The 23,417-nt window shown below is 42.5% G+C and carries 21 protein-coding genes; 15 read left to right on the top strand and 6 right to left on the bottom strand.

The window, feature by feature from the left end; translation table 11 throughout:
• Window positions 1-44: 44 nt before the first annotated feature.
• Genes prfA through H8706_RS01575 form a run of 5 tightly spaced genes read left to right on the top strand, consistent with a single transcriptional unit; the run spans window position 45 to window position 5,502 of the window.
• Entirely contained in the window at window positions 45-1,115 is a 1,071-nt protein-coding gene (prfA, locus tag H8706_RS01595) for a peptide chain release factor 1 (protein WP_262431230.1), read from the top strand.
• Window positions 1,116-1,142: 27 nt separating this feature from the next.
• Window positions 1,143-2,144: an L-threonylcarbamoyladenylate synthase gene (locus tag H8706_RS01590; protein ID WP_262431229.1), complete on the top strand. Its 1,002-nt coding sequence runs from the start codon at window positions 1,143-1,145 to the stop codon at window positions 2,142-2,144.
• Between the two features lie 13 nt (window positions 2,145-2,157).
• The gene (rimI, locus tag H8706_RS01585) at window positions 2,158-2,607 is read left to right on the top strand and encodes a ribosomal protein S18-alanine N-acetyltransferase (protein ID WP_262431228.1); all 450 of its coding nucleotides are present in this window, start codon (window positions 2,158-2,160) and stop codon (window positions 2,605-2,607) included.
• Between the two features lie 8 nt (window positions 2,608-2,615).
• Entirely contained in the window at window positions 2,616-3,629 is a 1,014-nt protein-coding gene (gene tsaD, locus H8706_RS01580) for a tRNA (adenosine(37)-N6)-threonylcarbamoyltransferase complex transferase subunit TsaD (RefSeq protein WP_262431280.1), read from the top strand.
• A 28-nt stretch (window positions 3,630-3,657) separates the two neighbouring features.
• Window positions 3,658-5,502: an S-layer homology domain-containing protein gene (locus H8706_RS01575; protein ID WP_262431227.1), complete on the top strand. Its 1,845-nt coding sequence runs from the start codon at window positions 3,658-3,660 to the stop codon at window positions 5,500-5,502.
• Between the two features lie 97 nt (window positions 5,503-5,599).
• Here the strand turns inward: H8706_RS01575 and H8706_RS01570 are convergent, their stop codons facing one another.
• From H8706_RS01570 to H8706_RS01550, 5 genes are all read right to left on the bottom strand, one after another.
• Complete coding sequence (locus tag H8706_RS01570) at window positions 5,600-5,791, bottom strand: DUF378 domain-containing protein (protein WP_262431226.1); 192 nt, start codon at window positions 5,789-5,791, stop codon at window positions 5,600-5,602.
• A 110-nt stretch (window positions 5,792-5,901) separates the two neighbouring features.
• Window positions 5,902-7,179 carry an ATP-dependent Clp protease ATP-binding subunit ClpX gene (gene clpX, locus H8706_RS01565; protein WP_262431225.1) on the bottom strand — a complete coding sequence of 426 codons (1,278 nt, stop codon included), beginning with the start codon at window positions 7,177-7,179 and terminating at the stop codon, window positions 5,902-5,904.
• 18 nt (window positions 7,180-7,197) lie between these two features.
• Window positions 7,198-7,782, bottom strand: coding sequence for an ATP-dependent Clp endopeptidase proteolytic subunit ClpP (clpP, locus tag H8706_RS01560; RefSeq protein WP_262431224.1), 585 nt, complete (start codon window positions 7,780-7,782; stop codon window positions 7,198-7,200).
• 112 nt (window positions 7,783-7,894) lie between these two features.
• Window positions 7,895-9,184: a trigger factor gene (tig, locus tag H8706_RS01555; protein WP_262431223.1), complete on the bottom strand. Its 1,290-nt coding sequence runs from the start codon at window positions 9,182-9,184 to the stop codon at window positions 7,895-7,897.
• 168 nt (window positions 9,185-9,352) lie between these two features.
• Window positions 9,353-10,057, bottom strand: a complete 705-nt coding sequence (locus H8706_RS01550; RefSeq protein ID WP_262431222.1) for a metallophosphoesterase — start codon at window positions 10,055-10,057, stop codon at window positions 9,353-9,355.
• Between the two features lie 110 nt (window positions 10,058-10,167).
• On the opposite strand from H8706_RS01550, the gene H8706_RS01545 reads away from it, so the two are divergent.
• The 3 genes from H8706_RS01545 to H8706_RS01535 all read left to right on the top strand — a co-directional run bounded on the left by H8706_RS01545 (window position 10,168) and on the right by H8706_RS01535 (window position 13,698).
• Window positions 10,168-12,489: a DNA internalization-related competence protein ComEC/Rec2 gene (locus tag H8706_RS01545; RefSeq protein WP_262431221.1), complete on the top strand. Its 2,322-nt coding sequence runs from the start codon at window positions 10,168-10,170 to the stop codon at window positions 12,487-12,489.
• Window positions 12,486-13,487 carry a DNA polymerase III subunit delta gene (holA, locus tag H8706_RS01540; RefSeq protein ID WP_262431220.1) on the top strand — a complete coding sequence of 334 codons (1,002 nt, stop codon included), beginning with the start codon at window positions 12,486-12,488 and terminating at the stop codon, window positions 13,485-13,487. Before H8706_RS01545 ends, holA begins: the two co-directional genes overlap by 4 nt.
• Before the next feature lie 76 nt (window positions 13,488-13,563).
• Complete coding sequence (locus H8706_RS01535; protein WP_262431219.1) at window positions 13,564-13,698, top strand: hypothetical protein; 135 nt, start codon at window positions 13,564-13,566, stop codon at window positions 13,696-13,698.
• 185 nt (window positions 13,699-13,883) lie between these two features.
• On the opposite strand, the gene rpmB is transcribed toward H8706_RS01535, so the two are convergent.
• On the bottom strand, window positions 13,884-14,072 hold the full coding sequence (rpmB, locus tag H8706_RS01530; protein ID WP_178348506.1) for a 50S ribosomal protein L28: 189 nt from the start codon (window positions 14,070-14,072) through the stop codon (window positions 13,884-13,886).
• A gap of 166 nt (window positions 14,073-14,238) precedes the next feature.
• Between rpmB and hprK the strand changes: the two genes are divergently transcribed.
• From hprK to H8706_RS01495, 7 genes are read left to right on the top strand one after another with little or no spacing between them, the layout of a single operon-like run.
• Window positions 14,239-15,183 (top strand): HPr(Ser) kinase/phosphatase, encoded by a 945-nt coding sequence (hprK, locus tag H8706_RS01525; protein WP_178348507.1) that lies wholly within the window; start codon window positions 14,239-14,241, stop codon window positions 15,181-15,183.
• Window positions 15,184-15,222: 39 nt separating this feature from the next.
• Window positions 15,223-16,161: an ROK family protein gene (locus tag H8706_RS01520; protein ID WP_178348508.1), complete on the top strand. Its 939-nt coding sequence runs from the start codon at window positions 15,223-15,225 to the stop codon at window positions 16,159-16,161.
• A 17-nt stretch (window positions 16,162-16,178) separates the two neighbouring features.
• Window positions 16,179-17,081, top strand: a complete 903-nt coding sequence (gene murB, locus H8706_RS01515; protein ID WP_262431218.1) for a UDP-N-acetylmuramate dehydrogenase — start codon at window positions 16,179-16,181, stop codon at window positions 17,079-17,081.
• Between the two features lie 43 nt (window positions 17,082-17,124).
• Window positions 17,125-17,985 carry an RNase adapter RapZ gene (gene rapZ, locus H8706_RS01510; RefSeq protein ID WP_178347540.1) on the top strand — a complete coding sequence of 287 codons (861 nt, stop codon included), beginning with the start codon at window positions 17,125-17,127 and terminating at the stop codon, window positions 17,983-17,985.
• 31 nt (window positions 17,986-18,016) lie between these two features.
• Window positions 18,017-19,039, top strand: coding sequence for a gluconeogenesis factor YvcK family protein (locus H8706_RS01505; RefSeq protein WP_262431217.1), 1,023 nt, complete (start codon window positions 18,017-18,019; stop codon window positions 19,037-19,039).
• 18 nt (window positions 19,040-19,057) lie between these two features.
• Complete coding sequence (gene whiA / locus H8706_RS01500) at window positions 19,058-19,999, top strand: DNA-binding protein WhiA (RefSeq protein ID WP_262431216.1); 942 nt, start codon at window positions 19,058-19,060, stop codon at window positions 19,997-19,999.
• A 7-nt stretch (window positions 20,000-20,006) separates the two neighbouring features.
• Window positions 20,007-23,417, top strand: coding sequence for a DNA polymerase III subunit alpha (locus H8706_RS01495; RefSeq protein WP_262431215.1), 3,411 nt, complete (start codon window positions 20,007-20,009; stop codon window positions 23,415-23,417).

Raw genomic sequence — 23,417 nt, 5'->3', positions numbered from 1 at the left:
TGCAAGTGAAATTATGACTACATATGACGATTAGAAGGTGCGAAATGTTTGAAAAACTGTCCTTTATAGAAGGAAGATTTGAGGAGCTGGAGAAAAAAATTGCCGACCCCGAGGTTATTGCAGACCAAAATCTTTGGAGAAAGCTTTGCAAGGAACATTCGGATATTACTCCCATTGTTGAAAAATATAAGGAATATAAGCTTATAAACGATAACATAAATGAGGCGAAAGAGATAATCGAAACCTCGGACGACAAGGAAATGAAAGAGCTTGCCGAGGCGGAATTTGAAGAAGGAAAAGAAAAAATCGAAAAAATCGAGCAGGAAATAAAAATTCTGCTTCTTCCCAAAGATGAAAACGACGACAAAAACGTTATTATGGAAATCCGCGGAGGTGCGGGCGGTGATGAGGCAGCGCTTTTTGCCGCAGACCTTTTGAGAATGTATTCAATGTATGCCGAGTCGATGCATTGGAAAGTTGAAATGCTCTCGGCAAACGAAACCGACATCGGCGGTTATAAAGAGGTATCTTTTGCGATAAACGGTCAGGGCGCATACAGCAGACTTAAATTTGAAAGCGGTGTTCACCGCGTTCAGCGAATACCGTCAACCGAGTCGGGCGGACGTATCCACACGTCAACGGTTACCGTTGCGGTTCTTCCCGAGGTGGAAGAGGTTGAGGTTGACATTAACCCCAACGATTTGCGAATTGATGTTTTCCGCGCAGGCGGTCCGGGCGGTCAGTGCGTTAACACTACCGATTCGGCGGTGCGAATTACGCATATTCCCACGGGCGTTGTTGTATCGTGCCAGGACGAAAAATCACAGCTTAAAAATAAAGAAAAAGCTATGAAAATTCTTCGTTCGCGTGTTTATGATATGGCGATTTCAGCGCAGAACGCCGAGCTTTCGGCAGAGCGCAAAAGCCAGGTTGGAACAGGCGACAGAAGCGAAAGAATAAGAACATACAATTTTCCGCAGGGCAGGGTTACGGATCACAGAATTTCGCTTACTCTGCACAAGCTTGATATGGTGTTAAACGGTGATTTAAACGAGATTATCGACGCGCTTATAACAGCGGACCAAAGCGAAAAATTGAAAGCGGAAACAAATTAAGATTTTAAATAAGGAAATGACTTTTTGATGACAAAAATTGTAAATAACGGCGATTTGGACGAGGCGGCGAAGTGCCTTAAAAACGGCGGAACGGTGATATTTCCCACCGAAACGGTTTACGGACTCGGCGCCGACGCTTTAAACGAAAAAGCGGTTGAAAAAATTTATACCGCAAAGGGCAGACCGAGCGACAATCCGCTGATTGTGCATATTGCCGACAAAAATGATATTGACAAAATCGTGCGCGAGGTATCGCCCGACGCGAGAAAGCTTATGGACGCATTCTGGCCGGGTCCGCTCACATTGATTTTTAAAAAAGGCGGCGCTGTTCCGACGCGCGTTACGGCAAATCTTGATACCGTTGCGGTGCGTTTTCCGTCTAATGAAACAGCGCAGAAGCTCATTAAAAAAAGCGGTGTTTTTGTTGCCGCGCCGAGTGCAAATTTGTCGGGAAGTCCAAGCCCGACGGTGTTTGAGCACGTTTGCGACGATATGATGGGCAGAGTTGATTTTATAATCGACGGCGGTGAATGTGACGTTGGAATTGAGTCGACCGTTTTGGACGTTTCGGGTGATGAATTTAAAATTTTGCGTCCCGGATATGTCACATTTGAAGATATACGCAAAATTACCGATAAAATCAAAACCGATTATGTTGACATAAAAGGTGTGAAAACTCCGAAATGTCCCGGTATGAAATATACGCATTATTCGCCGAAAGCAGAGGTATTTGTGGTTTTGGGAAGCAGTGAAAACTGCAAAAAATACATTGACGGCATACTTTCGGACAAGCAGAAGAAAACGGGCGTTTTGTCCTATAAAAACACAGAGTATAAAAATGCCGATTACGTCATTAACGCAGGTGATGATATGAAGCATTACGCATATGTTTTGTATGAGGCTTTGCGCGAGTTTGACAAGCACAATATAGATGTTATATATGCGCAGTTTGAAGACGAAAGCGGTATCGGCGTTGCCGTTAAAAACCGTATTTTCAAGTCTGCCGGATATAAAATAATTAACGTTTAAAAAGGAATTTTTTATGGAAATTTGCCTTGCGTCGGAATGTGACCTTGAAAGCATTGCGTCGCTCGAAAAAGATATTTTTAAAGATTTTTGGAGCATTGATATGATAAAATCGCAGTTTGAAATGCAAAACAGCGGGTATATCATAGCAAAAAATGCCGGAAAAACCGCTGGTTATGCTTGCTTTACATATGTATGCGATGAGGCGGAACTTTTGAGGATTTGCGTTGACAAAAACTTCAGACGGCAGGGAACAGCGACGAAAATTTTTGGAAAAACGGAAGAAATTTTTAAAGAAAAAAGTATTGCCGAGTGTTTTCTTGAGGTTCGCGCCGGAAATGTGAACGCGGTTTCGTTCTACAAAAAGAGCGGGTTTGAAATTCTGGGAAAACGCAAGGGTTATTATACAAGCTACAACAACGAGGACGCGCTCGTTATGTCGAAAAAATACACGCGTGAAAATTAAAGGAGGGGATAGCCACGGCACTGATTTTAGGCATTGAATCTTCGTGCGACGAAACCGCCGCCGCGGTTGTGGAAAACGGCAGAAATGTTTTGTCAAACGTTATATCGACACAGATTAAAATTCATCAGAAGTACGGCGGAGTTGTTCCCGAAATTGCGTCGCGAAAGCATCTTGAGGCAGTGAGTACCGTTATTGAAGAGGCGCTCGGCGAGGCGAATGTTACATTCGGCGACTTGGACGCGATAGCCGTTACATATGCGCCGGGGCTTGTCGGTGCGCTGCTTGTGGGAGTGTCAAGCGCAAAGGCGCTTGCGTATTCGCTTAACAAACCGCTTGTCGGTGTTCATCATATAAGAGCGCACATTTGCGCAAATTATATTGAGCATAAAGATCTTGAACCGCCGTTTGTATGCCTTGTTGCGTCGGGCGGTCACAGTCACATCATACTTGCGGAGGACTACACAAAATACAAAATTTTGGGTCAGACGCGTGACGACGCGGCAGGCGAGGCTTTCGACAAGGTTGCGAGAGTTCTCGGACTAGGTTATCCCGGCGGCCCGAAAATTGACAAAGAGGCAAAGAACGGCAATCCCGATTTTGCGGCATTCAAACAGGTTTCATTCGGAAAAGATTCGTTTGATTTTAGTTTCAGCGGTATAAAAACCGGCGTTATAAACTATCTGCACAATCTCGAGCAGAAAGGCGAAACGTATAACCGCGCAGATATTGCGGCATCTTTTCAGAAAAGCGTGGTTGAGGTGCTGGCGAAAAATCTTATCGGTGCGGCGAAAAAATACGGTGTTGACAAAATTGCCATTGCAGGCGGTGTTGCGGCAAACAGTGCGCTCCGCGCCGAACTGGAAAAACGAAAGGACAATTTAAAACTCTATTATCCGTCGCCGATTTTCTGCACCGACAATGCGGCAATGGTTGGCTGCTGCGGATACTATGAATTCTTAAACGGAAATTTTAAGGATTTAACGCTTAATGCAATTCCGTATCTTAATGTTGAACAAAATTAAAATATTCAAATATGAGGAGGTTTTACAAATGAAATTGAAAAAAGTAATCAGCCTTGCAGCGGCTGCCGCGATTTGCTCTACAATGGCATATACGACAGCGTTTGCGGCAAAATTCGCTGATGTTACCGACGCAAATTACGGCTGGGCGGTTGAGGCGGTCGATTCTATGGCGGCCGACAAAATCATTCTGGGTTATGAGGACGGCACTTTCCGACCTGCAAACACCGTCACAAAGCTTGAGTCGCTCGTTCTTGCGGCAAGAATTTTGGGCGTTAATGATTCGGAAAACAAAGAACTTATTGACGTTTTCACCGAAAAATACGGCGCTGATATTGAAAAATACGATATTGCGTACGGCAGCAATGAGCTTGCTTATCTTCTCGGAAAAAACATCATCTCGACGTCCGAGCTTGCCGATTATATAGGCAGCACAAATGCGTCACAGGGACTTAAACGTTATGAACTTGCGGTTCTTCTCACAAAGGCTATGGGCGCAGAGGAAACGGTTAAGAAAAATCTTGCGTCGGTGCTTTCGTATTCGGACGAATCGAGTATCCCGTCGTTTGCAAAGAAATATGTTGAATATGTAACCGAACAAGGTCTTATGCAGGGTATGTCGGCAACGGAATTTTCGCCCAATACAGAGGTTACAAGGGCGCAGATGGCAGTAGTTTTGTATAAACTCAAAAACAATGCCGGATTTGAAAAATTCAGCGCGATTGTTACAAATGTTGACTCGCTTCTCGGCGTAATCAAGCTTAAAGGCAAGGACGACGAGCCTTACGGCTATACCGTTAAAGATGACGTTGCGTTGAGATTTGAGGGCGAAAAAATCACTCTTGACGACGTTTCGATAGGCTATGAATGCGTTATCACAACGAAAAAAGCGTCGCTTTTCTCGATTGATTTTATAACACCAGACGTTGAGGAATCGTTCCGCGGTTCAATCAGCTCGATTAAAAACAATTCAAAGACAGGCACAAGCACAATTAAGTTTAATAAATTCCTCGACAGCGGTGATAAAGAAGTTGTTGAATATACAACCGCCGAAAATGTCAACGTTACATACGAGGGCGAAAAGAGCACCGTAACCGCGCTTAAATCGGGCGATTATGCCGAGGTTACTCTCAAAAAAGGCAAAATTACGCTTATTGCCGCAAAGCCTAAAACCGAAACGGTTAAAGGTACGGTAAAAGAGATTTACACAAGTGATTTGGGTGTTTACGTTAAACTTACAGACGTTGACGATAAAGAGGTTTCTTACATTGCCGGCAGTGACATCACCGTGAATAAAAACGGCACAGCGAGCGCGGCACTTTCCGAAGTCCGCACGGGCGACTCGGTTAGTATGACACTTGAATACGGCTTTATCACAAAGATTATTGCAACAAGCAAAACGTCAAACACTAACGGATTTATTGAAGAAATCAACATTTCCGCGTCGCCGTCGGTGAAAATCAAACTTAACGGCGAGAGCAAAACTTATCCGCTTTCGTCCGACGTTGTGATTACCGTTAACGGCACGTCGGGTACGATTTACGATTTAAGACTGTCTACAACGGCGAAAATCACGCTCGAGAGCGACACAATCGTTAAAATCGACACTTCGCCGATTGAAACAATAACACAGATTACCGGTACGGTTGACCTTGTAAATGCGTCTTACGGTCTTGTTCAGATGACATATTATGACGCGGTTACAGCGCAGAACATCACGCAGTCGGTGTTTGTAGGCAAGGCTACAAAAATTATAAACAACTCCACCGGCAAAGAAGCAACACTCAAAACCATCACATCGGGTATGTCGGTTACGGCAATCGGCTCTGTAAAATCAGGTGTGTTTGAGGCTACAACTATTATAGTTCTCGGATAGTTTATTAAGTAATATTAAGTAAAATTTTATAAAAAAATAAAAAGACGCCGCATAAACGTTTTACCAAACGTGTGCGGCGTCTTTTTTACGGAATTTATCAGTGCTTTTCTTTGAACAAAAGGGTGATTGCCCATATGCCTGCAATGCCGACCAAGGTATATATAATTCTCGGAATGAGCGTGAGCTGACCGCCGAAAAGCATACCTATAAGGTCAACGCCGAAAAGTCCGATTATTCCCCAGTTTAACGCGCCGATTATTATCAGCACAAGAGAAATATTGTCCAGCATATAACCGCTCCTTTTTTGTTTTTGCAATAAAAAATTACCCGTTTTAATTATATGCAGATTTGCAAAAATTAAACGGGTAAATTTTATAATTTCAATTTTAAAAAGCGAATTTATGCAGTTTCGTTCTTTTCGTCTTTTTCGATTTTAGCAGTTTTTTTCGTCTTTCTTGTTATCTGTGCACCCTCAAGCTTATCAACGCAGTTTTTGGTAATTCTGCATTTTTTGATTGTGGGGTCGGAGGGGACGTCATACATAACGTCGAGCATTGTATCCTCAACAATAGAGCGGAGTCCGCGCGCGCCGGTTTTTAAATCAAGGGCTTTTTGCGCGATTTCGCCGAGTGCGTCGTCGTCAAATTCAAGTTCAACGTTATCAAGCTCCAGCATTTTTTTATACTGCTTAACAAGTGCATTTTTAGGCTCTGTGAGTATGCGCACCAAAGCGTTTTTGTCGAGATTGTCAAGAGTAGCCAGCATAGGAAGTCTGCCGATAAACTCGGGAATAAGACCGAATTTGAGCAAATCCTGCGGTGTGATTTGTTTAAGCGTTTCGCCGATGCTTTTTTCTTCTTTGTTTGTAATTTCCGCGCCGAACCCCATAAGCTTTTTGCCGACTCTGCTTTCGATTATCTTGTCGATGCCGTCAAAAGCGCCTCCGCAAATAAACAGAATATTTGTTGTGTCAATGGGTATAAGTTCCTGATGCGGGTGTTTTCTTCCGCCCTGCGGAGGAACTGACGCAACAGTGCCTTCCAAAATTTTCAAAAGCGCCTGCTGAACGCCTTCGCCGCTTACATCGCGTGTGATTGAAACGTTTTCGGATTTACGTGCAACTTTGTCGATTTCGTCGATGTATATAATACCTTTTTCCGCGCGTTCAATATTGTAATCCGCCGCCTGAATAAGTTTTAAAAGAATATTTTCGACGTCCTCGCCGACATAGCCTGCCTCGGTAAGAGAGGTAGCGTCCGCAATGGCAAAGGGGACATCTATAATCTTTGCGAGTGTCTGCGCAATAAGCGTTTTACCCGAACCTGTGGGGCCGAGAAGAAGGATATTGCTCTTTTGAAGTTCAACATCGCCGTTTTTTTCTTCTGTTTCTATTCGTTTATAATGATTATAAACCGCAACGCTCAAAACTTTTTTTGCAAAGTCCTGGCCGATAACATATTCGTCCAAAATCTTTTTAATTTCTTGTGGCTTGGGAATATTTTCTAAATCCGCCTGTTTGTCGAAATCATCGTAGTCATCGGCGACAATGTCGCAGCACATAGCAATACAATCGCTGCAAATAAATACGCCCGGACCCGCAACAAGACGCGAAACCTGATCTTCGGTTTTGCCGCAGAACGAGCATTTGAGCTGCTTTTTATCATCAATATTGCCCATTATATGTTTTCACCTCATTTATTTTCTTTTTGAAATAACCTCGTCGACAAGACCGTATTCTTTAGCTTCAGCCGCGGTCATAAAGTTGTCGCGGTCGGTGTCGCGCTCGATAATTTCGAGCGGTTTGCCGGTCTGTTCGCTGAAAAGTTTATTTAAAGTGCTTCTGATTTTTATAATTCTGTCTGCGTGGATTTTAATATCCGTCGCCTGTCCCTGCATACCGCCGAGAGGCTGATGGATCATAATCTCGCTGTGGGGAAGGGCAAAACGTTTGCCCGGTGCACCCGACGAGAGGAGAAATGCACCCATACTTGCCGCCATACCTATGCAGATTGTGGAAACGTCGCACTTAATGTACTGCATTGTGTCGTAAATTGCCATACCTGCGGTGATGGAGCCTCCGGGGCTGTTTATATAAAGGTTAATGTCTTTTGACGGGTCCTCGCCCTCAAGGAAGAGAAGCTGTGCAACAACAAGACTTGCCGTTACGTCGTTAACCTCGTCGCTTAACATAATAATTCTGTCTTTCAAAAGTCTTGAATAAATGTCGAATGAACGTTCTCCGCGACTTGTCTGTTCGATAACCATAGGTACTAAACTCATTGTGAAAATCCTCCTTTTTTTGAAATGAGCTGACGCTTCAGCCTCCGCCGGATAAAAAATTATCGGACGGCAGCTGAAACAACAGCCCACCAATGTATAATATCAAAATTTATTATTTTGTTTTTGTAGCGTTTTTAACAAGAAGGTCAACGGTTTTCTGGGTAATGATTTCGTTTTCGAGCGATTTTCTTTCTTCGTCTTTAAACAAATCTTTAACCTTGTCAAGCTCCATATTGTAGCTTTCCGCAACCTTTTTCATTTCAGCTTCAACATCTTTTTCGGTTGCTTTAACTTTTTCAGCTTTTGCAACAGCTTCTAAAACGAGCGAAGTTTTAACCTGTTTTTCAGCCTGCTCTTTAAACTGTTCTTTGAAAGCGTCGATGTTTGAACCTGTCATTTCAAGATATTTTGCAAGATTTAAGCCTTGCATAGAAAGGCGGTAGTCAAAATCTCTTGCGATATTTTCAAGCTGTGTATCAATCATACAGCCGGGGATTTCAACCGTTGCAATTTTCAAAACTTCGTCGATAACATTGTTTTCGGTTTCCTGTCTGCCGCGCTGTTCGTTTGATTTTGCAATTTTTTCTTTAATATCTTTTTTGTAATCGTCAAGCGTATCAAATTCGCTTACGTCCTTAACAAAGTCGTCATTGATTTCGGGGAGCTGTTTCTCCTTGATTTCTTTAACGGTTACTTTAAACATTGCTTTTTTGCCTTTTAAATCTTCGGAATGATAATCTTTCGGGAAAGTAACGTTAACTTTAACTTCTTTTCCGATTTCCGCGCCTACAAGCTGGTCCTCAAAGCCGGGGATAAACGCGCCCGATCCGATTTCAAGGCTGTAGTCGGTGCCTTTTCCGCCGTCAAATGCAACGCCGTCGGTAAATCCTTCAAAGTCAATAACGGTGAGGTCGCCCTCTTTAACCGCTCTGTCCTCAACGGGAATAATTCTTGCGTTCTGTTCCTGAACTTTTTTGATTTCAGCTTCAATTTCCTTTTGAGTTGTGCGGTATGTAACCTTTTTAACGCTGATTGCGTTGTAATCGCCAAGCTCAACCTCGGGTTTTGTTGTAACTGTTGCGGTGAAAACAAAATCTTTACCGCTTTCTATTTCAACAACGTCGATTTCCGGTCTTGAAACTGCCTCAACGCCCGTTTCTTTTAAAGCTTCTTCATATGCTTCGGGGCAAACGAAATTTATTGCGTCCTCAAAAAATACGCCTGCGCCGTAATACTGCTCAATAATCTTTCTGGGCGCTTTGCCTTTTCTGAAACCGGGGAGTGCAATTTTTTTAACGTTTTTAAGATACGCTTTCTGCACGCCCTTTTCAAAGGTTTCCGCATCAACCGTAATGGTAAGCTTAACGCTGTTTTTTTCCTGCTGCTCTTTGGTAACTTTCATAGTTTCAATTTCCCTTCCGTACTTTAAATTTAATTATATATGCGTTTATTACTTAACAACAATACATTATATCAAACTTTCCAAAAAAATGCTACTGTTTTTTGAAAAAATATTAAATTTCAACAAAATAAACAAAAAAATTATTATTTCCTATATATAATGTAGATATTATGATAATTTGTAGGGCATAAAACCCATATAATCAGCCGAAACAAGCTTAAAATCAATGCCGTCAAACGTGCCCTCGGCCGCTTTTTTTGACGCTTTTGAATGAATGTGTCCGTAAAAGCACCGTTTAACGCCGTGCTTTTTTAAAACGGCAAGATAATCTTCGTTGATTTCAAGGTCTTTTGTTACGGGCGGATAGTGCAGAAATGCGATTTTTTCTTCGGGACTGAATTTATCCGCTTCGCAAAGCGACATATCAAGGCGCATAATTTCGCGGTTGTAAATTTTTAAGTCGTCTTCTTTAAAATTGTCGTTCGACTTGTCAATCCAGCCCCGTGTACCGCAGATTGCCTTGTTTTCAACCATAACCGCGCTGTTGTGCAAAAATGATATTGAGTTAAAACCGTTTTTTTCAACATATCCCGTAAGCTTTGTTATACTTTCCCACCAATAATCGTGATTTCCTTTTAAAATGATTTTTTTGCCCTTTAAATTTTCTATATATTCAAAATCTCTGTAAACCTCGTCAAGATAGGTCGCCCACGAAATATCGCCTCCGATAACCACGGTATCGCTGTCTGAAACGGTCAAATTCCAGTTTTCTTTAAGGCGCTCCATATAGTTTTTCCAGCCGTCGCCGAAAATGTCCATAGGCTTGTCGATGCCGAGCGCAAGGTGCAAATCCGATATTGTTAGTATGCTCACAAAAAAACTCCTTTTAAACATATTGAAAAAAATTATGTTTTGTGTTAAAATCACTATGAGCATTATAACCGCTTTTTACTAAATTTGTCAAGTACGGAGTTTTAAATAAAATGAGAAACGTTTTTTATTTGTCGGTTGCATCGTTCGCCCTCGGGATGATTTCCGCGTCCGACACTTTTCCGAAAAATATGATTATTGCGCTCTGCGTTTTGTATTCCGCGTTTTTGGTTTACAAAACCGCATACAGCAGAAAATTCAAATACGGCATCGCAGTTGTTTTTTTAGCGGTCGGGTTTATGTCATATTCGGGCATTTACAATTACAAAATCTCGGGCGTTAAAGATTTTTGCGATAAAAATTGTGACGTTTACGCGACGGTTTTAAGCAGTGATTACGGCACAAACAGTGTTAAGTATACCGCAAAACTCACAAAAATAAACTCGGAAAACAAAAATTTAAAAATTATGTTTTATGCACCGAAAGGCACAAAGTTTTACCGCGGTGATGAGGTTGTTCTGCGCGGTGTTACGCCCGAAATTCCGAAAAATATGAAAAATTTCGACTATAATTCTTATCTTAAGGCAAAAGGTGTTTTTCTGACAGTTTTTGCACCGCGTGAAAAAATTGAAGTTACAAAAGAGGGCAGGGGATTTCTGCGCTTTTTCGGCATTTTGCGTGACAGAATAATTGAAAACAACAATAAAAACCTCGACGGCGAGCTTGCAGGTGTTGTGAACGCTATTACGACGGGTGATAAATCGGGTCTTTCGGGCAACATCAAGCGTGTGTTTTCAACGTCGGGAGTGTCGCATCTTCTTGCAATATCGGGACTTCATCTGACAATTCTCGTTTCGCTTATCGGCGCGTTTTTAAACGACGAATTTTACATTGTAAAACGCTTTGTAAAGCCGATTTTTTCTATTGTCACCACGTTTTTTATTATGCTGATAACGGGTATGGGATATTCTGTTATGCGCGCCGGAATAATGCTTTTGATTATGAATTTTTCGCTTCTTTCCGGGCGCGGACGAAACAGCGTAAACTCGCTTATGATTGCAGGCACGGTGATAATTTTTTTAAACCCGTACGCGGTGTTTGACGTCGGATTTGAACTTTCGTTTTTTGCAACTCTCGGCATAGTTTTGTTCAGTACAAAAATATGTGAATTTCTCGTGCGTTTTCTGCGCATAAAATGGCTGTGCGGCAGCATTGCGGTAACTGTTTCCGCGCAGGTTTTCACATTGCCTCTCATTGTGCTTTACTACGGCAATATCGGAATTTATTCAATCGTTGCAAACATTGTTATTGTGCCGGTTTTCACGATTCTTCTGCTTGTGTCAATGATTTTCTGCCTTGTGTCGCTTATGCCTTTGCCGGGCTTTGTAACAATGCTTTTTACGGGAAATATTTTTGTTTACGAAAAACTTTCATATATCATTGCAAGGTTTATTTCACGGCTGCCGTTTGCGTCAATCCCCGTGACGGGCTTCAGCTTTGCAATTATGCTGATTTTTGCGGTGTCGCTGTACGGACTTTACAAAATCTATAAAAACGGAATGTATAAGCCTGTGTGCGTTGCGCTTTCAGCCGTTTGCCTTGCCGGAATTTTTTATGTAAATTATGACGGGCGCGACTTGAGGGTTAATTTTGTCGATGTCGGACAGGGCGCGTGCAGTCACATAAAAACGCCGGGCGGTGAGAATATTTTAATCGACTGCGGTGTGAGCAAGTATTATTCAAATGACGACATAGCGCGAAGTACGGTTGAGCCGTATTTCAACAAAAACGGTGTTACGCATATCGACTATGCCATACTTTCGCACTATCACGACGACCATTTTTCGGGACTCATTTCGCTTATGAACGACGGACTTATCGACTGCATTGTTCTGCCGAGAAACCGAAGTGCCGACGATGAGGAGGACTATCAAAACATACGAAACACGGCAATAATGAATGACGTTGACATAAAATATTTTTCGCGCGGAAATGAAATTTATCCCGACGGCGAAAACGGCGGTGTAAAAATTTATGCAATTTCTCCGTCCGTCACCGATGATTGGAAACAAAACAGCGAATCGCTGGTTTTAAAACTTACATACAAGGGAACGGGATTTTTGTTCACTGGTGACATTGAAAACGACGTTATGAAAACGCTTAAATCGGACGAAATTACTGCTGATGTGATACAGTCGCCGCACCACGGTTCAAAAAGCTCGGACGATAAGGATTTTTATAAAAACACAAGCGCCGACTGCTCAGTTATAAGCGTCGGCAAGGATAATTCATACAAGCACCCTCACAAGGAACATCTTGACGCGCTCAGCGAAAACGGTATCAAAGTTTTTCGCACCGATGAGTGCAGGACAATACATTTTAAGGTTGACGGAAAGGGAAATATAAAATACAAGACGGACGGGGGATTGCAATGAAGCAGTTTAGAGAAGAAATTTCAAGCGGACGGCTTAAAAGTATATATGTTCTTTACGGTGAAGAGGATTATCTCAAAGACCATTACACGAAAATGATAAAACAATGCGTCACAAAAGAAGACGGCGAAGATTTTAACGTTTTACGCATAAACGGCAAATTTGACATTGAGGGATTTGAGATGTTTCTGTCGTCGCCGCCTATTTTTAACGACAAAAAAGTTTGTATCGTGAAAAACAGCGGTGTTCTTTCAAAGGTGAACGAGGAGGAAAAACAGCGGATTATCACCGCGCTTGAAAATATTGCGCCGGGCGTAACGGTTGTTTTTTCGGAAAATTCCATCGACAAACGAAGTGCGCTGTATAAGTTTATAACAAGGCAAAACGGCGGTGTTTATGAGTTTAAATACCAAAAAGAAGTTGATTTGCGCAACTGGGTGAAAAGGCATTTGCAGGAGGAAAAAATGTCTATGTCCGATGAGGATATAACGTATTTTTTAAATTCCGCCGACAAGGGTATGTACGGAATTTTGTCCGAGATTACAAAGCTTATAAATTACAAGCGCTATGAGGGTATCATAACAAAAGCCGACGTTGACGCGCTCACCTGCAAAAGTGTTGAAAACCGTGTTTTTGAAATGCTAAACAAGCTTTATTCGGGCGATATGCAGTCAGTTTACAAAATGCTTGACGATTTAAAAACGCTCAAGACCGAGCCTGTTATGCTTGTGTCGCTGATATTCGGCGAATACTCAAAAATCCGAAAGGTAAAGCTTTTTTGCGAAGAAATGCCTCAAAATGAGGCGCTCGCAAAGGCGGGAATACGCTTTTACGGAAACGAATATGTTAAAAAGGCAAAGGCAACGTCTTTAAAGACGCTGGATAAAATTATTTCTATGTGCCGTGAGTGCGACTATGAAATAAAGAGCGGAGCGTCGGACAAATGGCTGGCAATGCGAAAGCTTATATCAAATTCACACAATGCGAATATCCGCATATAATACAGAAGGCGGACGAAAACAGACCGCACAAAAAAGGACGGTGAAATTCGTGTTTGGATGCAGACGGTGGAATACTTTGATATTTTCGACAGTGTTTTTCATTATCGGTATGATTGTGTCACTGTTTCTGTCCTGTGCGGCGGTGATTGTTATTTCGCTTCTTTTGTGCGCGGTGCTGTTTTTGATTTTCTCGTGGGAAAGACGGTTTTAATGTGAGGAGTGTGAATTTAAAATGAAGGTTGTGGTTGTTAAAGCGTCAAAGTTCTGGCAGAGAATTTTAAAAAGTATTTTTAAGATTGACTAAAAATTAAAATACATAAGAATACACGCAGAAAAAATGAGGTATTTGCAAAAACCGATTGCAAATACCTCATTTAATTTTTTGTATCGGGCAAATTAGACAGCACGTACAACCTTGTTTGAACGAAGGCATCTCGAGCATACATTCACCCTCTTCGGTGTGCCGTTAACGAGTGCACGAACCTTTCTTACGTTAGCTTTCCAAGTTCTGTTAGCACGTCTGTGCGAGTGGCTTACCTTAATTCCGAATGTAGTAGCTTTGCCGCAAATTTCGCATTTTGCCATATATATACACCTCCTAAATTTTACAACATCAGTCAAACAAACTCTATTTTAACAGATATTTATTCATTTTGCAAGGTTTTTTTTAAAATTTTTAAAAAAAGTCTTTAATTTTTTGAATTTATGATATATAATAACAATATACAAGTATATTTATGGGAGGAAAACTATGCACAATTCCAATTTTAACGTAACGCTCGGTGAAATAGTGGACGAGTTTAAATTAAAAGAAGTTAACAAAACCGAGAATATGCGCGATGTTTTGGTGTGTAACAATGAGGTGAACAGGTGCGGTCTTGCGCTTGCGGGATATTTTGACCATTTTGAGCATACTCGGCTTCAGATAATCGGTCACGTTGAGGCGACGTATATAAATACAATTTCGGACGGGCAGAAAAGGGAAGTTTTTGAAAAAATGTTTTCGCTGAAAATCCCCGCGATTATTCTGTCAAACGGAATTGAACTTCCGCAGAGCATTATAGAACTTTCGGAAAAACACAACATTCCCGTGCTTTCGTCAACGCTTTCAACCTCGCGTTTTACAAGCGCACTTATTGCATATCTTAACGTTATGCTTGCAGAGCGCGAAACGCGCCACGGCGTTCTTGTTGAGGTTTACGGCGAAGGCATACTTCTTTTGGCGGACAGCGGTGTGGGAAAAAGCGAAACGGCAATAGAGCTTGTAAAGCGCGGACACCGCCTTGTTGCGGACGACGCGGTGGAAATTAAAAAGGTTTCGGACAAGTCGCTCGTCGGCAGTGCGCCCGAAATCATAAGGCATTTTATCGAGCTTCGCGGCATAGGAATAATTGACGTTAAGCAGATATTTGGTATGGGAGCTGTTAAAGATACCGAAAAAATAGATATGGTTATTCATCTTGAAAACTGGCAGCAGCACAAGCAGTACGACAGGCTCGGTCTTACTACGGAATACACAAATATTCTCGGCATAGACATTCCGTCGGTGACAATCCCCGTTAAACCGGGGCGTAACCTTGCGGTTATAGTTGAGGTTGCGGCTATGAACAACCGTCAGCACAAAATGGGCTACAACGCCGCACAGGCGCTTAACGAGAGAATACTCGGCAATACAAACGCTAAAAACAGCTTATAAAAACTTTAATTTGACATAAAATTTAGGAGGATTTTTAATATGTATATCGGAGTAGATTTGGGAGGCACGGGAATTAAGGCCGGTCTTGTTGACGAAAAGGGAAACATTCTTCACAAAGACAGCTGTCCCACGCGGGCAATGGAGGATTATAAGGTTATCGTTGCGGATATGGCTGACCTTATAAAGAAAGTTTTGAACGACACCGACACAAACACGTCGGAAATCAAAACTATCGGCATAGGCTGTCCCGGATCGATTGACGACAAAAACGGCGTTGTTATATATGCAAACAATCTTAATCTTCACGACGCACCGCTCGCGGAGGAACTTAAAAAATACTATGATGTTCCCGTTTATGTGAGCAACGACGCAAACTGTGCGGCGCTCGGCGAATTTTTCGCGCTTGACGACGAAAACATTACCGATATTGTTGCAATAACTCTCGGCACGGGTGTCGGAAGCGGAATTATCATAAACAAAAAAATATTCACCGGCACAAACGGTATCGGCGGTGAACTCGGACACACGGTTATAAAGGCGAACGGCGAAAAATGCACCTGCGGACGAAACGGCTGCTGGGAGGCGTATGCGTCGGCAACAGCGCTTATAAGAGAGGCTGAAAAGGCGGCGAAAGAAAATCCCGATTCGTATCTTGCAAAGCTTGTTGCGGAAAACGGCGGTAAGGCAAACGGCAGAATTCCCTTTGCTGCAACCGAAAAAGGCGACGAGGCAGGCAAAAAGGTTATAGATAAATATATTTTGGACGTTGCGGAGGGAATTGTTAACATTATAAACACATTCCAGCCCCACGCGATTGTTATAGGCGGAGGAGTGAGCAACGCAGGCGACGCGCTTTTGAAACCTATCGAGGAATATTCCAAAGAGCATTGCTACGGCGGAATTTTTCAGACAAAAATTTCCATTGCAAAGCTCGGAAACGACGCAGGAATTATCGGCGCGGCATTTTTGGGCAAATAAAAATTTGAGGTGATTTTGTGATATATGACAGCCTGAAAGAAATTTTCGGCGAAAAAAGAGTTTTAAAAGACGAACCGATGAAAAATCACACTTCTTTCAAAATCGGCGGTGAGGCAAGCTTTGTTGTGCTTCCCGAAAGTACGGACGAAATAATTTCGGCGGTGAATTGTGCGAGAGAATATGACTATCCCGTTTTTGTAATCGGCAACGGCTCAAATCTTTTGGTTGACGGCAAAGGACTTTTCGGAGTTGTAATAAAGCTTGGCGCAAACTTTTCGGGCATTTCGGTAAACGGTGAAACAATCGAGGCATATTCGGGTGCGTATCTTTCAAAAATTGCAAACGAGGCGCAAAAAAACAGTCTCGGCGGATTTGAATTTGCGTCGGGTATACCCGGCACTCTCGGCGGTGCAGTGAAGATGAACGCCGGCGCGTACGGCGGTGAGATGAAAGATGTAGTTATAAAAACCGTGTATCTTGACAAAAACCTCAATTTGTGCGAAAAAACGGGCGGTGAGCAAATGTTTGCATACCGCACGAGCGCATTTTGCGATGATGATATAATTATAAAATCGTATATAAAATTAAACCGCAAAAATGCGGACGAAATAAGGGCAGAAATGCTTGATTTAAACGCTCGGCGCAAAGAAAAACAACCGCTTAACTACCCGAGCGCAGGAAGTACATTTAAACGTCCCGAGGGATATTTTGCGGCAAAACTTATTGACGACTGCGGACTGCGCGGAAAAAGCATAGGCGGTGCGCACGTTTCGGATAAGCACTGCGGATTTATTGTAAACTACGATAATGCAAGTTTTGACGACGTTATAAACCTTATAGATTTTGTTAAAAAGACGGTTTACGAAAAAACAGGCGTTATGCTGTGCGAAGAAGTGAAAATTTTGAAAAACAAAGACTAAAAGCAGCAATGTGTAAAACTATAAAATTTAAAGGGTGATTGATGTGAAATTCGTATTGATAACGGGAATGTCGGGTGCAGGAAAGAGTATCGCGGCGAACTGTATGGAGGATATGGGATATTACTGCGTTGATAATCTTCCGAGCGAGCTTTTGTCCAAATTTGCCGAAATCTGTTATCAGTCGGATTCCAAGTTTGACAAGGTTGCGTTTGTTATCGACGCGAGAAATCAGCGCAATTCCGACGATATTTTAAACGAAGTCGAAGTTTTTGAATGTCACGGAAACAAGGTTGAAATTCTGTTTCTTGACGCAAGCGATGAAACAATCGTAAAACGTTATAAAGAAACGCGCCGTGCACATCCTCTTGCGGACGGCGGAAGAATTATCGAAGGAATTGAAAAAGAGCGCGAAATTCTGGCGCATTTGAAGGACAGAGCAACCTATGTTGTCGATACGTCGCGTCTTTTGACGCGTGAGTTAAAAGAAAACTTAACCGAGCTTTTCAGCGGTGAAAAAAGGGAAAATTCTCTTGCGGTCAACGTTTTGTCGTTCGGGTTTAAATACGGTATTCCGAACGACGCCGACCTTGTTTTTGACGTGCGTTTTCTGCCAAATCCTTATTATATTCCCGAACTGCGCGAAAAAACGGGTCTTGACAAGGATATACGCGACTATGTAAATTCGTTTCCGCAAACGAAAGAATTTGCGAAAAAGCTTGACGATATGATTGCATTTCTTCTCCCTCTTTTTATTGAGGAGGGAAAAACTCAGCTTGTTATCGCGATAGGCTGTACGGGCGGAAAACACCGCTCGGTAACGCTTGCGTCGCACGTATACAAAACGGTTGTGAATTTGGGATATAAGGCAAAAATCACCCACAGAGATATATCAAAGGGAAAATAAAAAAGTATAAGTTTGTTTTGTGAGGTTTGCAATGGAAATAACCGATAATATAAAAAAGTACGCCTCAAATTGCAATGTTGTTGCAATAGGCGGAGGTACGGGCATTTCAACAATGCTTCGCGGAATTAAAAAATATTTTGAAAATCTGACGGCGATAATCACGGTTGCCGACGACGGCGGCGGTTCGGGTATGATAAGGGAGGATCTTAATATGCTCCCTCCGGGCGACGTGCGCAACTGCATTATGGCGCTTGCCGACACCGAACCTATTATGGAAAAGCTTTTGAATTACCGTTTTGAGTCGGGCAGACTTAAAGGTCAAAGCTTCGGAAATCTGTTTCTTGCCGCAATGTGCGGAATTTCTGACGGAAGTTTTGAGAAGGCGGTAAACAAGTTTTCTGATGTTTTGGCGGTAAAGGGCAGAGTTTTGCCCGTGTCGGAGGAAAATATAAATCTCGGCGCGCGTCTTTCGGACGGCAGTGTTGTGCTGGGCGAATCGTCAATTCCGTCAACCGCAATACATAAAGGCGCAAAAATTGATGAGCTTTTCTTAACTCCGGCGCACGCAAAACCGCTTTACGAGTGCATACAGAGCATTTATAATGCCGATTACATAATTTTAGGTCCCGGGAGTCTTTACACCAGTGTTATACCGAACCTTTTGGTGGACGGAATTGCCGAGGCGGCGGAAAAAAGCAATGCAAAGGTTGTTTATGTATGCAACATTATGACACAGCCGGGCGAAACGGACGGTTTTTCGGCTTTTGACCACGTGGACGCGATATATAAGCACACAAAGAGCCGTTTTATTGATTGCTGCATTGTAAACGACGAACCGCTCAACGATTTTCTGACGGCAAAGTACCGTCTTACACATTCGTTCAGGGTTTTGTCCGACGATTATAAATTTTACAAGAACAATATCAAGCTGATAAAGAAAAATCTGCTTGACGTTGCAAACAACGTTGTAAGGCACAATTACAGCGTTCTTGCCGACACGCTTGCGTGTTTGTTTTATCAAACAGCAAACGGCGGAGATATTGATGAAATATAGTTTTTACGGAGTGATTAAATGTCGTTTTCATCTGATGTGAAAAAAGAGGCGCTGGGCGCAAAAATATCAAAAAACTGCTGTCAGAAAGCGTTTTTTCTTGCTTGTTTTGCGTTCGGCGGACGGATTTTAGGTGCGGAAAACGGCAGAAAACTTATTATAGGCACGGATAACCAGGAGCTTGCAAAAATAATTTCGGGTACGGCAAAACGTCTTTTTGACGTTAAATGTGAAATTCGCGAGGGTGTGAAAAACAAAAGCACATTTTATGATGTGACGGTTTTAGGCGAAGAAGAAATAATAAAAATTCTGCGCGCGCTTTCTTTGGCGGAAAACAGCTCAAAAAAGCTTATAAATGTGCGAATAAGCGACGAATTTATGAAAAAAAGCTGCTGCAGAAAAGCGTTTATAAAAGGCGCTTTTTTGATGTGCGGAACAATTATCGCGCCTGAAAAAAGGTATCATCTCGAATTTGTGACGTCTCACTGTGTTTTGAGCGAGGATTTTTACAAGCTTCTGCGTTCGGAAAATCTAAACGCAAAGAGAATTATGCGAAAATCGAACTATGTTCTGTATTTTAAACAAAGCGACGATATTGCCGATATTTTGGGTATTTGCGGAAGTGTTTCGCATCTTATGGAATTTCATAATATACGCATTTTAAAGGATATGCGCAACAACGTAAACCGCATTGTAAACTGCGAAAATGCTAATATGGACAAGACGCTCGACGCGGCGTTCAAACAGCGTAAGTGTATTGAACTTTTAAAGGCGAGCGGTGCGCTTGAGTCGCTTTCGCCCGCGCTTAAAGAAATTGCCGAATTAAGGCTCGAAAATACCGATTTAAGTTTGAGCGAGCTGGGAAAGCTTGTAACGCCGAATTTAACGCGTTCGGGAGTTAACCACAGGCTTAAAAAGCTTTGCGATATTGCGGAGAAACTAAAGAACGAAAAGGACGGATAAAAAGTATATGTTCACGCATCTGCACCTTCATACTCAATACAGTCTGCTCGACGGTGCGGCGAAAATCGATGCCGTTATAAAAAAAGCCGCCGACGACAATATGAGCGCCGTAGCCATTACAGACCACGGCGTTATGTTCGGTGCGGTCGATTTTTATCTTAAAGCAAAAGAATACGGAATAAAACCCATTATCGGCTGTGAAGTTTACACCGCTCCGAATTCGCGTAAATCAAAAGTTTACGGTATTGACAACAAATACGGTCACCTTGTTTTGCTCGCAAAAAACAATACAGGTTATATAAATCTTATGAAAATCTGCTCTTTGGGCTTTACGGAAGGATATTACTATAAGCCGAGGGTGGATTTTGAGGTTTTGGAGAAGTACAGCGACGGAATAATCGCGCTTTCCGCGTGCCTTTTCGGAAATGTCAACTCCGCGCTTTTGTCGGGCGATTATGCAAAAGCCGAGGAGTATGCACTGCATTACAAAAAAATCTACGGTGATGATTTTTACCTTGAAATTCAAAATCACGGCTTGGAGGACGAAAAACGTCTTATCCCTATGGTGATTGACCTTTCAAAAAAGTTTGACATAAAAGTTGCTGCAACAAATGACGTGCATTATGTAAACCGTGAGGACGCTGATTTTCACGATGTGCTTTTGTGCATACAAACGGGCAAAAAAATTGACGACGGCGAACGAATGAGGTTTTCAAACGACGAATTTTATTTTAAAACGCAGGACGAAATGGCAAAACTTTTTGAAGATTATCCGTTCGCGGTTGAAAACACTGCCGAGATTGCAGAAAAATGCAATGTTGAAATAAGCTTTGATAAAATTTATCTTCCCAAGCTTACGCTCCCCGGCAATATTTCCGCAAAAGACTACCTTACAAAACTTTGCGAAGATGCGCTGCCCGTTCGGTACAAAAACGTGACGGACGAGGTTAAAAACCGTCTTGCAAAAGAGCTTGACACCATAATTTCTATGGGCTTTGCGGACTATTTTCTCATTGTGCGCGATTATGTTAAATACGCTAAAGAACACGGCATTTCGGTAGGCCCCGGCAGAGGCTCGGCGGCAGGAAGCATTGTTTCGTATCTTTTGAACATCACCGACATTGACCCCATAAAATACGGGCTTCTGTTTGAAAGATTTTTAAATCCCGAAAGGGTGAGTATGCCCGATATTGATATTGATTTTTGCTATGTACGGCGTGACGAGGTTATAGAGTATATGGTGCAAAAATACGGACGTGATTATGTTGCGCAGATTGCCGCGTTCGACACAATGCTTGCGCGCGGTTCGATACGCGACGTCGGACGTGTCCTCGATTTGCCCATTCCGTTTGTGGACAAGATTGCAAAGCTTATTCCGCACACGCTCGGTATGACCATTGACACGGCAATGGAGGAGAGTGCGGAGCTTAAAAAAATATATCTTTCCGACAACCGTGCGCACCGTCTGATTGATACGGCGAAAAAGATTGAGGGCTTGCCGAAAAACGTGTCAAAGCACGCGGCGGGGCTTATTGTAACCGATAAAAAGCTTTACAACTGTGTTCCGCTCATTTACGGCGATATTGCGTATATGTCGCAGTATCATATGAAAGTTCTGGAGAAAATCGGCGTTGTAAAAATGGATTTTCTCGGACTGCGCAACCTTACCGTTATAAGCGACGCGGTGAAAATGATACAAAAAACATATGACAAAGATTTTGCGATTGAAAACATAGACTACGAGGATGAAAATATTTACAAAATGCTTTCAAACGGCGGCACATCGGGTGTTTTTCAGGTGGAAAGCCGCGGTATGACATCGTTTTTGAAAGACCTCAAACCGCGGTGTTTTGAGGACATTATAGCAGGACTTTCGCTTTACCGTCCGGCGACCGCAAAAATACAAATTCCGCTGTTTTTGAAAAACCGAAACAGCGGAAAAATCACATACAAGCACCCGCTTTTGGAGGATATTTTAAAGCCGACCTGCGGCTCTATTGTGTATCAGGAGCAGGCTATGCAGATTTTCCGCGCGCTTGCCGGCTATTCTCTCGGACGCGCCGACCTTGTGCGCCGTGCAATGGCAAAGAAAAATCACGCGGCACTTGAGGCGGAAAAGAATGTTTTTCTTAACGGACTCAAAGACGAAAACGGAAATGTTGTAATAAAAGGGACGCTTGCAAACGGAATTTCTCAAAAACTTTCGGAGGAGATTTTTGCCGAGCTTGCCGAGTTTTCAAAGTATGCGTTCAATAAATCGCACGCCGCGGCATATGCAAAAATCGTATATCAGACGGCATATTTAAAATACTATTACCGTGCGGTTTATCTTGTTGCGCTTTTGAAAAACTGTTTTTCGGCAAAGCAGGCTGAATATATTGAAGAATACAAAAAATACGGAATAAAAATTCTTCCGCCCGACATAAACGAAAGCGGTGCGGACTTTACCGTGAGCGGAAATAATGTGCGTTTTTCGCTCTCGTCGATAAAGGGTGTAGGTGGTGTTTTTGCCGAGGAAATCGAAAAACGGCGCACGAAAAAGTTTGTGTCGTTTACGGATTTTTGCAACGTTATGGGAACGGCATTAAACAAAAAAGCGGTTGAAAGCCTTATAAAATGCGGTGCGTTTGACAGCATAAATCCGAACAGACGGCAGATTTTGATAAACAGCGCCGATATTATCGAAAGTGCGGTAAGAACCGGCAGAAATACGGCGTTGGGGCAGTTTACAATGTTTGACACGGCGGCGGAACAAAGCGTTTGCGCGGATAATTTTCCGCCCGAAGCCGATTTTTCTTTGTCAGATAAGCTCTTGTTTGAAAAGGAGCTTTCGGGAATTTATTTTTCGGGGCATCCTCTCGATAAATTCCGCAGAAAGTTTGAAACTGCGCGGTGTGTGCCGATTTCGGAGATAACCGAAGAAAGATACAAAGACGGGCAAAGCGTGCGCGTCGGCGTTATGATTTCAAAAATCACGCGCAAAAAAACGTCCAAAGGAACGGTTATGGCAACGGCGGAAATTGAGGATTTTGTTTCGTCGTGCGAGGCGGTTGTTTTTCCGAATATTCTGGAGCGTTTTCAAAGTGAATTTTACGTCGGAAACATTGCGGTTATCGACGCCGAGGTTTCGTTTGACTACAACGATAATTTAAACCTTATAGTGAAAAATGTAACCAAAGCCGAAAATTACATCGTTCCCGGTGCGCAGACGGTGTATATACGCATAAAAACCGAAAACGAGCTTTCAAAAGTTAAAAGTCTTGCGGAGAAATACCGCGGAAGTTCGCACCTTGCGGTTTTTGTGGAGGAAAAAAATATGGTTTACAGTGCAAAAAACGGTCAAAATGTGCACATTTGCACATCATTTTTAAGTGACGCGGAAAAAATTTTCGGTAAAGATAACGTAAAAGTAAAATAA

This window comes from Qingrenia yutianensis, assembly GCF_014385105.1.
Classification (GTDB): Bacteria; Bacillota; Clostridia; order UMGS1810; family UMGS1810; genus Qingrenia; species Qingrenia yutianensis.
Note: the sequence above shows the minus strand (reverse complement) of the source record. Positions and strands in the feature narration are given on the sequence as shown.

Excerpts from the sequence above, each read along its gene's own strand:
- prfA (WP_262431230.1), top strand. The coding sequence starts at position 45 with ATGTTTGAAAAACTGTCCTTTATAGAAGGAAGATTTGAGGAGCTGGAG.
- H8706_RS01590 (WP_262431229.1), top strand. The coding sequence starts at position 1,143 with ATGACAAAAATTGTAAATAACGGCGATTTGGACGAGGCGGCGAAGTGC.
- rimI (WP_262431228.1), top strand. The coding sequence starts at position 2,158 with ATGGAAATTTGCCTTGCGTCGGAATGTGACCTTGAAAGCATTGCGTCG.
- H8706_RS01575 (WP_262431227.1), top strand. The coding sequence starts at position 3,658 with ATGAAATTGAAAAAAGTAATCAGCCTTGCAGCGGCTGCCGCGATTTGC.
- H8706_RS01570 (WP_262431226.1), bottom strand. The coding sequence starts at position 5,791 with ATGCTGGACAATATTTCTCTTGTGCTGATAATAATCGGCGCGTTAAAC.
- clpX (WP_262431225.1), bottom strand. The coding sequence starts at position 7,179 with ATGGGCAATATTGATGATAAAAAGCAGCTCAAATGCTCGTTCTGCGGC.
- clpP (WP_262431224.1), bottom strand. The coding sequence starts at position 7,782 with ATGAGTTTAGTACCTATGGTTATCGAACAGACAAGTCGCGGAGAACGT.
- tig (WP_262431223.1), bottom strand. The coding sequence starts at position 9,184 with ATGAAAGTTACCAAAGAGCAGCAGGAAAAAAACAGCGTTAAGCTTACC.
- H8706_RS01545 (WP_262431221.1), top strand. The coding sequence starts at position 10,168 with ATGAGAAACGTTTTTTATTTGTCGGTTGCATCGTTCGCCCTCGGGATG.
- holA (WP_262431220.1), top strand. The coding sequence starts at position 12,486 with ATGAAGCAGTTTAGAGAAGAAATTTCAAGCGGACGGCTTAAAAGTATA.
- rpmB (WP_178348506.1), bottom strand. The coding sequence starts at position 14,072 with ATGGCAAAATGCGAAATTTGCGGCAAAGCTACTACATTCGGAATTAAG.
- hprK (WP_178348507.1), top strand. The coding sequence starts at position 14,239 with ATGCACAATTCCAATTTTAACGTAACGCTCGGTGAAATAGTGGACGAG.
- H8706_RS01520 (WP_178348508.1), top strand. The coding sequence starts at position 15,223 with ATGTATATCGGAGTAGATTTGGGAGGCACGGGAATTAAGGCCGGTCTT.
- H8706_RS01505 (WP_262431217.1), top strand. The coding sequence starts at position 18,017 with ATGGAAATAACCGATAATATAAAAAAGTACGCCTCAAATTGCAATGTT.
- whiA (WP_262431216.1), top strand. The coding sequence starts at position 19,058 with ATGTCGTTTTCATCTGATGTGAAAAAAGAGGCGCTGGGCGCAAAAATA.
- H8706_RS01495 (WP_262431215.1), top strand. The coding sequence starts at position 20,007 with ATGTTCACGCATCTGCACCTTCATACTCAATACAGTCTGCTCGACGGT.